Raw genomic sequence first — 12,333 nt, 5'->3', positions numbered from 1 at the left:
AGAAGCTAAAGCTCAGGCAGCAGCTGAAGCTCAAGCAGCAGCTAAGGCTCAAGAAGCAGCTAAGGCCCAGGCAGAAGCTAAAGCTCAGGCAGAAGCTGAAACTCAAGCAGAAGCTAAAGCCGAGGAGGCAGCTAAAGCTCGTGAAGCAGCTGAAGCTCGGGCAGCGGCTGAAGCTCGTGAAGCGGCTAAAGCTCAAAAACCAGCTACACAACAACCTGTTGCGAAAGAAACTGAAACAAGTACACCATCTTCTTCTCGTGAATTAAGAGTTGAAGCAACAGCTTACACAGCAGATCCACTTGAAAATGGTTATAAAGCAGGCGACCAAGTAAAATCAGCTTTAGGTCACAACTTAACAGCAAATCCAAACATGAAACTAATTGCAGTTGATCCAAGTGTAATTCCATTAGGTTCAAAAGTATGGGTTGAAGGTTACGGAGTAGCAATCGCTGGTGATACTGGTGGAGCTATTAAAGGTAATAAAATTGATGTTTTAATGCCAGATAAAGGTACATCAAGTAACTGGGGACGCCAAACAGTTACAGTGAAAATTTTAAACTAATTACTATAAAAAAGAGTCAGTCTCTACTTTGAGACTGACTCTTTTTTTATGATTCTTACATTCTTTCTCCTTCTCTCCTGTCCAAATTAAATCCATCCCTTTGAATTCTATAGACGATAGACTACTATTTCAACAGAAAAAAGAGGATGCCATAGCATCCCCCTCCTTCTCTTCCCTATTCCACACAAGTAAACTGCGTCCAAGCCCCTACATAATCTAGTAAGAACAACTCCTCTTCAGCAATTGTACCGACAATATTTTTCCGTTCATCTATCGGCATTTCTTTCAAGATGGTTTGCAACTCACCTTTATACTTTCCGAATGAGTTGTTACCAATCATAATTTGACCTTTTTCTTGCATTACACTTTGGCGTACTGGGAAGTCGTCGTCTTTGTACTTTTTACGTACTTCTGTAGAACGCACCATATATTCTGTTATGTCACCGCGTCTTACGTGTACTTCTTGCAGTGTCGCTCTCTTCTCTACTTCAGTCGCTTCATCTACAAATTGTACCTTCAGCTGTAACATGTAACGATTTAAGTTTCCTAGTTTCTCTAATTCTTCTTCGCTCGCATAAGCATTTCCGATAATAACATCATCAATAAGCCCTGTTGCCCATAAATGTTTCGCTTGTACTTCAATTGGTAAATTACGATGTTGTTCTAATGTACATAATCCGTCGTTAATATCCCATGGACCGATGTCAGCTGCATGCGATGTAATAAAGGCTGCACTGCGAATACCGTGCTTTTTAAAACGTTCACTACAGCGAATGAAATAATCATACGGAAGACCAGTGAATTTTTGCGGATAAAAATTGTGACAACCAATTAAAGCTGATTTATTCGCTTGATGCGAAAGGATATTTTCTAAATAGGCAATATCATTACTTACATTCAGCTCAATTTTTAATCCATATGGATTATTCGTCATTTTCGCTTCTGTTAACCCGTCAAACCCTACATCTAAACGAATGCCATCTGCACCTAACTCTGCAAAGAATGATAGATCACTATAACTAATACTAAGTTGATCGAATACAGCCGGCGCTACATCTAAAATAACTTCCATATTATACTCTTTTGCATGATTAATAATTTCTTTAAATTCCGCTACAATTTCCTCTTTCGGACGATTCACAGACAGTAAACAAGTGAATATTCTTGAAAAACCGTGACGTGCCGCTGCTGAAATGTATGCCATATCTTTTTCTTTCGTTGAATGCTCTGGATAAAGAGAAATTCCTAATTTACGCTCCATGCTTTTGCATCTCCTTTACACGTTGTATTAATGCCATGCTCGTAAATCTATATTTTGCAGATAAACATGTTGCACATAAAATCGTTGGTACAATGATAAAGAACGGTGATTGTAAGCTAAACGCTACATAAGCTCCCATTGAACATCCAATAAATAATATCGATACAAGTAGTAACACTAATAAAGATTTACTTTGTACCCATTTTGAATAATGCGCAATGCACTGCCCCGCTACGAATGTAATTAAGATGATAATTGCTCCGAGCATTCTGTTTTCTCCTCTCCTGCTAATTGTTGTTTCTCATACATTTTGAAGAATGGATAGTAAATAACGAATGAGATAACAAAGTTAACAAGTACAAGTACACCAGCCATAATTGTCCAGTCCGTACTAATAATAGCTGCAATTGGCGCTAACATCGTAAATGGCAGCTTTGCCATCATCATCGGAATCATACCTGAAACAACTGCGAAATATGATACTGTCGTTGTAACTAACGGTGTAATAACGAATGGAATAATTAAAATTGGGTTCATTACAATTGGTGCCCCGAAAATAATTGGTTCGTTAATATTGAATAAACCTGGTACGAATGATAATCTACCTAATTCTTTTAGGAACTTCGATTTAGAGAACATAAACATAATAACTAAGGCTAACGTTGAGCCTGATCCACCAATCCATACGAACCATTGAATAAATTGCTCTGTAAATAAGTTCGGTAACTGATGTGCGTTTCCTGTAGCGGTGAACACTTCCATATTTTCAAGAATTGCTGAATCCCACATTGGACGAATAATTGGTCCTAAAATCGCTGGGCCATGTATACCGAACGACCAGAAGAATACGATTAGGAATACTGTTAATAAACCACCGAATAAATTATTTCCTACTAATACTGACTTTAATGGTGCAATTAAATATGTAATCGTTGTATTTACATCAAATTTCAAACCGTAACGAATACCCCAGAATAAAAGAATAACTACTAAAGTTGGAATTAATGCTGCAAATGAATTTGCAACTGCTGGTGGTACACTATCTGGTAATTTAATCGAAATATTATGCTTAATCATGAAATGATAAATTTCAACTGCAATTAATGCTGTCACAATAGCTCCAAATAAAGACGTAGCACTTAATGTCCCTACTGAAATATATCTTCCTGCATCAATAACACCTGGTACAGCTTTTGTTATTTGAATAGGTTCAACTGATGCTAGTAAGAAGGCGAGTACAGATAATAATCCTGCACTTAACTGATTGAGCTGATAAAAATTCGCAAGTGAGGCCCCTACCCCAAATGCTGCGTATAAAGCCATTAAACCTACTGTAAATCGGAATGGAATATCTAAAATATGGCGAAACGGTGCAATCCACTCCATATATGCATCAATTGGTAAATTTAAAAAGATAACGAAAAATGACCCGACAATCGTTAACGGTAATGTAGAAATAACTCCATTCCGAATTGCTAATAAATGTCGTTGCCCCGCAATCTTTTGCGTTGTCGGCATAATCTTCTGTTCCATAAAACTCATAAAACCATTCATCGATAACCCTCCCTATGTTCAATCTGCCGAAAACAAAAGTTATAACATTATAATGTTTATATTAAAAAAAATATAATTACGCTAAAACTAACTTTTCGGCTTGCTTAAGTACTTTCAAACCATCACACATGCCATAATCTCGTTGTTCTATAATTGCAACTGGTATATCGTATGACTTCGCAAGAAACTCCACTGCTGGAAACAAATACTTCACCTGTGGTCCGATTAAAACAACATCAGCATTTTTTATTTCCAATTTCACAAGTTCCGAATCAACTGCTTTAATTTTATAATCCTTCCCTTGTTTCTTTGCCTCTTCTTGCATTTTTCTTACAACCATACTCGTTGACATACCTGCTGCACAACATAATAAAATGTACATATTATACTGTCACTTTCTCTTCCACTCGTTTATGAAGAGTAATAAATTCCTCAGCAAGTTCTTTCACTGTAATTGCATTCATTAAATGATCTTGTGCATGCACTAATAATAAACTTATTTCTGCATGATTGCCTCTTGCTTCCTCTTGAATTAAATCCGTTTGAATACGATGAGCGGATGATATTTCCTCACTAGCAAGTTCCATCTTTTCACTCGCATTCTGAAAATCTCCTTGTCTTGCAAAAGCAATCGCTTCAAGTGCGGCGCTTCTAGCGTTGCCACCATGTAAAATTAACGCAAATGGAGTTTGCATATCAGTCATTTTAAATTCCTCCAAGCTATGTTTTTTCTATATTTTTATCTTATTATGAAAACGCATACAATTAAACATAAAAAACTTCCGTTATGTAACGGAAGTTTTTATATACTTTTCTTATAAAGATAATAATATCTCTTGGAAATCTTCAATTACTTCAGCCTGAGTTAATTTCTCTATCGTATTCTGACTAGACATAATATCATATAAAAAATCATAAAGCTTTTGTAAATCTTCATTATTATTGCGCTTCACACTAAATAAAATAATAACTTGTACTTTCTTATCTCCCCAGTCAACAGCCTTTTCAAGTGTACAAAACATCAAAAATGTTTGTTCACTTAATAACTGCATCGGGTGTGGAATCGCAACTAAATTTCCAACCGCTGTAGGAGATGTGTTCTCCCTCTCCATAACAGAAGCATAAAAGTTTGCAGGTACATAACTTTTCGCAGCAGCTTTCTCACATAAAAACTGGATAACCTCTTCTTTCGTAGAAGCACTACGATTTAAGAAGAGCAAATCTTCCTTAATATATTGCTGCACACTATTATTCACATGAGTAAACAACTGCTGACCAATCGATTTAATCTCTTTATCATCAAATATTGAATTCACTTTTATAACTGGCACAGGCAAACCACTCGGTATATGAATCGTACTAATAATACAATCTATTTTATCTTTGTAAAGTTCTTCTACCTTCAATTGATAATAGCCTGTAATACCTACAATCTCTAATTTATCTCGAAACTGTGATAGAATTTTATATTTCAGTAGCTGTGCACTCCCTTGACCAGTCGCACAAATTAATAAACATCTTTTCTTTTGATTATTTTCTTGTAAACGGCTCATCGCCCCTCCAAAGTGAATGGCAATATAACCAATTTCACTCTCTGGAATGGATTCACCCGTATATTCACCAATTATATCTCCAACGAGAACTGCAATTTCAAAAGCATATGGATAATTTTTTTTCACTTCTGCCAAAAGAGGATTTCTCGTATTTAATTTATATTTCAAACGATTTAATAACGTTTTTAAATGAACACCAAAACCAAATAATAATTCTTCATCATAATAAAAAGTAAGATTCCGTTCTTCCGCTACTTTGAAAAGAATATGCTGCATGAATGCATATACGTCTTTCCCTAATAGCTCTTCCACATTTTCACAGCGATCTCTTGCTGTAACAGCTGTACTTAATAAATGCATCGTCACATATAAAATTTCTTCTTCTGGAAATTGAAGTTTTAGCTCTTCCCCTAAATTCCCTAAAATCTGTTTCGCAATTTTATATTCTTTCTTTATTATAAGTTCAGATTCCTCTACATGCAGTGCTTGAATGTAATGATCATCTTGACATCTCTTTAAAGCAATCGCAATATGAATTGATAAATTATCAATTTCTATATCTGATAAATATATCGTTCCTCCCTCGATATACTTTAATATAACTGAGCGGATGAGAGAAATATGAGGTAACGATAAATATGTGTCCGTCTGCTCATAGTTCTCATGAAACGGAGTATGGTCATACCGCGGTAAACCATATTGTGATAAACAAGAACGAATATTAAATTCTTCTCCCACAATACGTATACCATAATATGGTCTTTTTTCAATTTGTAACTCATAGCGACTACAAATATCCGTAACATCTTTCATAATTAAGTTTACAGTAGATTTGCTCACATAAATCTCTTCCGCTAGCTGTGAAAGCTTCACATACCCATCTGTCGTTAAAATACGTTGTAAAATATACGCTACTCTTTCTTCATAAGAAGTGGGAATCTTTTCCGTCTGTTTTTGAAATACATCTACGCAAAAATCTTCAAACTTCTTAGTTTGTATAATTTCTAGTTCGTACCCATTCCCCCTTTGTGATTCAATTTTCGCTCCGTGTTCTTCCAATATATCATTTAATAATTTTATATCCTTTTGAATCGTCTTCGTTGATACATGTAAACGGCTCGCTAGAAAGGCCCTATTTAACATCGATTTCTCTTCTAAAAACTCCTCTAAAATGGAAATTAATCGCTGATGCACTTTTGTCATAGCTCTTCCTCTCGCTCTATATATAAAAAGGAAAAAGCTGCTGAGGTCAGTAGTTTTTTCCTTTTTTATTTTCTCTATTTCTTTAATGTAAATCCAAACTTATCCCAAGCTTGTAAATAATCTAATAAGAAGATTTCTTCCTCTACAACTCGGCCAACTACATTTGTTTTTCCTGTATTCACCATATCTTTTAAAGCAATTTGCAATTCACCTTTATATTGACCATACTGTTCATTATCAATTAAAAGATCACCGCGCTTAATTTCGCGCGTATTATGCGGTTTGAACTCTTCTTTTTTATATTTCACACGACTCTGTGTAGAACGAATCATATATTCAGATACATCTCCGCGATAAAAATGCGGTTCGTCTAACACAATAATTCTTTCTAATTCTGTTGTTGTATCATATAGTCCTATATCAAATGTTTGTTTCTCTTTATTTAATGCACCTAGTGCTTGTAATTCTTCTTCTGATGCATAAGCGTTCGCAATAATAACATCATCAATTAATTCTGTCGCAAACAAATGCTTCGCTTGTGTTGTCATTGGCAATTCACGATGCTGCTCTAGCGTACATAGCCCTTCTGTTACTGGCCAAGGTCCATAGGTTGCATCGAATGATGAAATAAAAGCAGCTGTTCTCATACCGTAATCTTTAAATTGTTTCGAGCATTTAATGAAATGATCATATGATAATCCTGAATAACGATGCGGATAGAAATTATGACAGCCAATTAAATTTTCACGATTTGGTCTATGGCTCATAATGTTATCTACATACTTCGTACCGTTACTCATATTAATCTCAATTTTTAAGCCGTATGGATTGTACGTCATAATCGATTCTTCTAAACCTGAGAAACCAACATCTAAACGAATACCATAAGCACCTAGTTCATGGAAGAACGATAAATCATCGTACGAAATACCTAGTTGTTCAAAAACAGCTGGACTAATATCAACTAATACTTGGAACCCTAATGCATTCGCATGAGAGATCGTTTCCTTAAACTCTTCTATAATTGTCTCTTTTTCGCCATCTACAGATAATAAACATGTGAATACACGTGTAAATCCGTATTTACTTGCTAATGTTAAATACTCCTTATCTTCCTCTACTGTCGAATGTTCTGGATAAATAGAAATACCTAATCGTCTCATATGTACACGCCTCTTTCTTCATCATATTGTAAACCTTTTCAAATATATGTAGTGAAAAAGTATGTATCCCCTTCTCGCCCACTACCATTTGAATCCGCTTTCTTTAAAGAAAAAATAATTTCTATCATTCATAACAACTACTAGTCTATACATCTATACTTTACATCTTTTTTCAAAGTTGTGTAGTCTTTCCACAAATTTGTCAGTTTTTTTGCCTCGAAAATTGTTATACGTTTTCAAGGCACCTTCCTTGACTGTTACGTTGACCACTACATATACTCGAAAGAACAGAGAAAACTTTTATATAGGGGATGAATATATGGGGGAGGCAGTACTCGTAAAACGAGAACCGTTATGGACAAAAGAGTTTATTGCGCTAATTCTAGCAAACTTATGTATGTTTTTAGGATTTCAAATGTTAATTCCAACTTTACCTGTTTATGTGAAAGAAATTGGGGGCACAAGTTCAAATATCGGATTCGTTGTCGGCATGTTTACCGTTGCAGCACTTTTTATTAGGCCGCTAACTGGAAATGCCTTGCAGAAATTCAACAAAAAAATCATTTTAATGATCGGTACCGCTATTTGTTTACTCGCTATGGGCAGTTATCTTTTCGCTTCAACCGTTTTCCTATTGCTTGCCGTTCGAATTTTACATGGAGCTGGTTTTGGTATTACAACGACTACATACGGAACTGTCGTTTCAGATTTAATTCCGCAAGCTCGCCGCGGTGAAGGCATGGGGTATTTCGGTCTTTCTGGAACTATCGCCATGGCGCTCGGTCCGCTTATCGGACTTTGGCTTATGCAAACATATAACTTCACGATTCTTTTTTTATGTGCACTTTCATGCACAATAGTTTCATTAATATTAACGAAACTACTTCAAATCAAAAAATCGCCGCAACCACCACAGCAAACATCTGGTACCTTTCTCGATGGATTTATTGAGCGTAAAGCTTTACTTCCTTCATTATTAATATTATGTATTACATTAATGTACGGGGGAATTGGGAGCTTTATCACATTATTTGCTACGGAAGTCGGGATTGCTGATATCAGTCTCTTCTTTTTATTTAACGCACTTGCAATCGCTGTAACTCGTCCGTTTTCTGGAAGATTATATGATACGAAAGGCCATACATTCGTCATCATTCCAGGAGTTATTATTACGTTTACAGGTATTATTTTGCTGTCGTATACAACTACAATTCCGAGTTTAATTATTGCCGCAGCGTGCTACGGCAGTGGTTTCGGAGCAATTCAACCGGCACTACAAGCATGGATGATTGACCGAGTAGCACCGCACCGGAGAGGAGTAGCAACAGCAACATTCTTCTCAGCATTTGATCTTGGAATTGGTGCTGGAGCGATTATTTTTGGATTCATTGCACACTTTACCAACTATGCAACTGTATATCGATATTCCTCTCTATTACTTATCGCCTTCCTTTTCATTTACATTACAAGCTTACGGAAGCAAAAACAGGGGGATAAAACAAAAGAAAAAGCCGTTGGGTAATGTTAATTAGTTCTTTTTCAAATTACTTAAACTAAAAAGATCATGTATACACAAATGAAAAAAGCAGTGGATTCCTAAGAAAAATCACACTGCTTTTTTCATTGTATTGAAGAGTGAACCGCTGTTCTATTTATTCATGTTGTTCGTATGATATTAATATATAGAACGAATTGGAGGAAATATAATGAAGGCAATAATGTACACAAAATACGGTCCCCCTGACGTTCTCCAACTGAAAGAGGTAGAAAAACCTACTCCTAAAGAAAACGAAATACTAGTAAAAATAAAAGCGACAACCGTAACAGCAGGAGATATTCGCTCACGGAGTTTTACTGTTTCCTCTTCTGTTTGGCTACCTGCTCGAATCGCACTTGGCTTTAAGCAACCGAGAAAACAAATACTAGGAATGGAATTGGCTGGCGAAGTTGAATCAATAGGAAAAGACGTCACACGATTTAAAAAAGGAGACCAAGTTTTTGCAGCTACCCAAGTAAATTTTGGTTCTTATGCTGAGTATATTTGTCTACCTGAAGATGGACCAGTGTGCATGAAACCCTCCAATATAACCTATGAAGAAGCTGCAGCCATTCCAATCGGGGCACGTACAGCCTTGTTCTTCCTTAAAAAAGCTAACGTTCAGAGCGGTCAAAACGTCCTTATTTATGGAGCTTCTGGAAGCGTAGGAAGTTATGCAGTACAAATTGCCAAGTATTTTGGGGCAACAGTTACAGGGGTGTGCAGTAGCTCAAATTTAGAATTGGTAAAATCTCTAGGAGCTGACGAAGTAATTGATTACACAACAAAAAATTTTTCTACTACAGACGAAACTTATGATGTTATCTTTGAAGCGGTAAATAGGAGTTCCTTTTCAGATTGTATTAAAATGTTAAAGGAAGATGGTACCTATATAAATATCGTTGAACCGTTACCGAGTGCTCAAATGCTATGGACTAAATTGACAAGTCGCAAGAGACTAATATTAAGTCAAAACGCACCTGAAACTTCCGAAGCATTAAATTTCCTTAAAGAACTTGTTGAGAACGGTAAAATAAAAGTGGTCATTGATAGGCAATACACTTTTGAGGAAATTGTTGAAGCTCACATATATGTTGAAAAAGGACACAAAAAGGGAAATGTCGTCATAAACTTGAAACATAACGACAACTCCTAATAAAGTGAAACTTTAATCAGTGGGTAGCTTTATCTCCCACAAATAGCATGATAAACAAGCACACTGCACACAGTTTTTACAATACGAAGTACTCAAATTTTTTTAACATAAAAAACCAGGGCAAATTCATATGCGAATTGCTCTTTTTTAATGTTGCAAGTACTCCAAAGAAGTGGATTAAGATACTTCAATCGTTTTTTTACTTTCATCAGTACACTCATTTCAAACCGCCCCGTTTCCCTACATATTTTTCTAACTTTAATCAAAAAATATGCAAAGAACCATCATCATAACAAAATAAAATTCCAATCCGCATACCCAGTTGGGTAGTTTCCCTTCACCTATTTTTACTATCAATAAATAGTGTGATAAATGTGACTTCTTCATAAAATAGTCATATACCATGCATAAAAACCAATTAAATCCAGGTGTTTCTTTAAAGAATTGTAAACTTTTTATCACTTTGTAAATTTAGTGTAAATTTTACAGACAAACCGTTTACAGTGCCTCAAGGTTTAGTTAATAATTACATCGTACATGAAATTTAAGGAGTGGAATGCGTGGAATACAATATTCAAGATATGATCTTCCAGTTCATTGGTGGATTAGGTATTTTCTTATTCGGGATTAAATACATGGGCGATGGACTGCAACAAGCAGCTGGAGATCGTCTTCGCGATATTCTAGATCGTTTTACAACAAACCCTCTTATGGGTGTACTAGCAGGTATGTTAGTTACAGTATTAATTCAATCAAGTTCAGGAACAACCGCTTTAACAGTCGGACTTGTAAGTGCCGGATTTATGACATTAAGACAAGCAATTGGTGTTATTATGGGTGCGAACATCGGAACGACAGTTACTGCATTTATTATCGGAATTAAAATCGGAGAATACGCCCTTCCAATTATGGCAGTTGGAGCAATCTTACTATTCTTCTTTAAAAATAAAAAAGTACATTCTTTAGGTCAAGTTATATTCGGTTTTGGTATGTTATTCTTCGGTTTAGAATTGATGAGCTCAGGTATGAAACCTCTTCGCTCTTTAGAATCATTCCAAGAATTAATGGTTAGTATGAGTGATAACCCAATCTTAGGAATCGTTGTTGGTACAGTCTTCACTTTAATTGTACAAAGTTCAAGTGCGACAATCGGTATTTTACAAGAATTATTCGGTCAAGGTGCAATCGATTTACAAGCTGCTCTTCCTGTATTATTTGGTGATAACATCGGTACAACAATTACAGCTGTATTAGCAGCAATCGGTACTTCTATTGCAGCAAGACGTGCAGCATTAGTTCACGTTATCTTTAATATCGTCGGTGCAATCATCTTTACAATTTTATTAGTACCATTTACAAGTTTAATTCAATATTTCCAAACATCATTAAACTTAAATCCAGAAATGACAATCGCATTTGCTCACGGAACATTTAACATAACGAATGCAGTTATTCAGTTCCCATTCATTGCAGTGTTAGCATGGATTGTAACAAAAATCATTCGCGGTGAAGATTCCGCTATTGATTTTAAACCGCAACATTTAAATCCAATCTTTATTGAACAATCTCCTGCTATCGCACTAACAGAAGCGCAAAAAGAAATTGTTCGCATGGCTGAGTTCTCATTAAATGGATTAAAAGAAGCAAATCAATTTTTAAATACACAAGACAAAAAACACGCTGACATGGCTACTCAATTAGAAGCAGCTATTAACAATTTAGATAAAAAAATTACCGAGTATTTAGTTTTACTATCAGAAAAACCACTTTCACCTACAGACTCTGAAAAACATTCAGTTTTAGCAGGTGTTGTTGGAGATATTGAACGTGTCGGTGATCATGTAGAAAACCTGGTAGAACTCGTAGATTTCCAAATTTCAAACCGTGTTTCACTATCAGATGAAGCACTAGCTGAATTAAATGAAATGCTTGAATTAACAATTTCAACATTACAAGATGCAATCAATGCTTTAACAAACTTCGACACTGAACTAGCTCAAACGGTTATTGCGAAAGAACGTAAAATTGACCAAATGGAACGTGTTCTTCGTAAACGTCATGTATTACGTTTAAACGAACGTAGCTGTTCAGGTGATGCAAGCATCATTTTCGTTGATATGGTAAGTAACTTAGAGCGTATCGGTGATCACGCTGTAAATATTGCTGATGGCGTTTTAGGTGAGCAAGGAAAAGTAAATTTAAAACAATCATTATAATAGAAAAGAGACGCTAATTTAAAATGTACCCTATAGAATAGACACTTAAAAAAAGTCTATTCTATCGGGTATTTCTTGTATAATAAGAGGAAAATTGGGATCGGAGAATGTTCAAAATGACAAAAAAG

At 35.6% G+C, this 12,333-nt stretch carries 11 protein-coding genes; 4 read left to right on the top strand and 7 right to left on the bottom strand.

Annotation, left to right across the window (positions count from 1 at the left end):
• Positions 1-562, top strand: a 562-nt coding sequence (locus MR071_RS24365; protein ID WP_242238182.1) for a 3D domain-containing protein, incomplete at its 5' end; no start/stop codon positions are given.
• 175 nt (positions 563-737) lie between these two features.
• Here the strand turns inward: MR071_RS24365 and MR071_RS24360 are convergent.
• From MR071_RS24360 to MR071_RS24330, 7 genes are all read right to left on the bottom strand, one after another.
• Entirely contained in the window at positions 738-1,823 is a 1,086-nt protein-coding gene (locus MR071_RS24360) for a DUF871 domain-containing protein (RefSeq protein ID WP_242238181.1), read from the bottom strand.
• A complete protein-coding gene (locus MR071_RS24355) occupies positions 1,813-2,091 on the bottom strand; it encodes a hypothetical protein (RefSeq protein ID WP_002150399.1) in 279 nt (92 codons plus the stop codon). The genes MR071_RS24360 and MR071_RS24355 overlap by 11 nt, the downstream gene beginning before the upstream one ends.
• Positions 2,067-3,377 (bottom strand): PTS sugar transporter subunit IIC, encoded by a 1,311-nt coding sequence (locus MR071_RS24350; RefSeq protein WP_071747814.1) that lies wholly within the window; start codon positions 3,375-3,377, stop codon positions 2,067-2,069. The genes MR071_RS24355 and MR071_RS24350 overlap by 25 nt, the downstream gene beginning before the upstream one ends.
• Before the next feature lie 76 nt (positions 3,378-3,453).
• Positions 3,454-3,759, bottom strand: a complete 306-nt coding sequence (locus tag MR071_RS24345; protein ID WP_105585804.1) for a PTS sugar transporter subunit IIB — start codon at positions 3,757-3,759, stop codon at positions 3,454-3,456.
• 1 nt (position 3,760) lies between these two features.
• Positions 3,761-4,081: a PTS lactose/cellobiose transporter subunit IIA gene (locus MR071_RS24340; protein ID WP_002125414.1), complete on the bottom strand. Its 321-nt coding sequence runs from the start codon at positions 4,079-4,081 to the stop codon at positions 3,761-3,763.
• Between the two features lie 111 nt (positions 4,082-4,192).
• A complete protein-coding gene (locus MR071_RS24335; RefSeq protein WP_242238180.1) occupies positions 4,193-6,133 on the bottom strand; it encodes a BglG family transcription antiterminator in 1,941 nt (646 codons plus the stop codon).
• 74 nt (positions 6,134-6,207) lie between these two features.
• Positions 6,208-7,296 carry a DUF871 domain-containing protein gene (locus tag MR071_RS24330; protein WP_242238179.1) on the bottom strand — a complete coding sequence of 363 codons (1,089 nt, stop codon included), beginning with the start codon at positions 7,294-7,296 and terminating at the stop codon, positions 6,208-6,210.
• A 319-nt stretch (positions 7,297-7,615) separates the two neighbouring features.
• Between MR071_RS24330 and MR071_RS24325 the strand changes: the two genes are divergently transcribed.
• The 3 genes from MR071_RS24325 (at position 7,616) to MR071_RS24315 (ending at position 12,205) form a co-directional block, all read left to right on the top strand.
• The gene (locus MR071_RS24325) at positions 7,616-8,818 is read left to right on the top strand and encodes an MFS transporter (RefSeq protein WP_242238178.1); all 1,203 of its coding nucleotides are present in this window, start codon (positions 7,616-7,618) and stop codon (positions 8,816-8,818) included.
• Positions 8,819-9,002: 184 nt separating this feature from the next.
• Positions 9,003-9,989: an NAD(P)-dependent alcohol dehydrogenase gene (locus MR071_RS24320; RefSeq protein WP_242238177.1), complete on the top strand. Its 987-nt coding sequence runs from the start codon at positions 9,003-9,005 to the stop codon at positions 9,987-9,989.
• Between the two features lie 560 nt (positions 9,990-10,549).
• Entirely contained in the window at positions 10,550-12,205 is a 1,656-nt protein-coding gene (locus MR071_RS24315; RefSeq protein ID WP_105585810.1) for a Na/Pi cotransporter family protein, read from the top strand.
• Positions 12,206-12,333: the final 128 nt, after the last annotated feature.

The organism is Bacillus cereus group sp. BfR-BA-01316 (assembly GCF_022664195.1).
GTDB lineage: Bacteria > Bacillota > Bacilli > Bacillales > Bacillaceae_G > Bacillus_A.
This window is presented reverse-complemented; position numbering and strand designations above follow the sequence as displayed.

Bases quoted from the DNA above. Each gene is read 5' to 3' on its own strand.
- MR071_RS24360 (WP_242238181.1), bottom strand. From the start codon at position 1,823: ATGGAGCGTAAATTAGGAATTTCTCTTTATCCAGAGCATTCAACGAAA.
- MR071_RS24355 (WP_002150399.1), bottom strand. From the start codon at position 2,091: ATGCTCGGAGCAATTATCATCTTAATTACATTCGTAGCGGGGCAGTGC.
- MR071_RS24350 (WP_071747814.1), bottom strand. From the start codon at position 3,377: ATGAATGGTTTTATGAGTTTTATGGAACAGAAGATTATGCCGACAACG.
- MR071_RS24345 (WP_105585804.1), bottom strand. From the start codon at position 3,759: ATGTACATTTTATTATGTTGTGCAGCAGGTATGTCAACGAGTATGGTT.
- MR071_RS24340 (WP_002125414.1), bottom strand. From the start codon at position 4,081: ATGACTGATATGCAAACTCCATTTGCGTTAATTTTACATGGTGGCAAC.
- MR071_RS24335 (WP_242238180.1), bottom strand. From the start codon at position 6,133: ATGACAAAAGTGCATCAGCGATTAATTTCCATTTTAGAGGAGTTTTTA.
- MR071_RS24330 (WP_242238179.1), bottom strand. From the start codon at position 7,296: ATGAGACGATTAGGTATTTCTATTTATCCAGAACATTCGACAGTAGAG.
- MR071_RS24325 (WP_242238178.1), top strand. From the start codon at position 7,616: ATGGGGGAGGCAGTACTCGTAAAACGAGAACCGTTATGGACAAAAGAG.
- MR071_RS24320 (WP_242238177.1), top strand. From the start codon at position 9,003: ATGAAGGCAATAATGTACACAAAATACGGTCCCCCTGACGTTCTCCAA.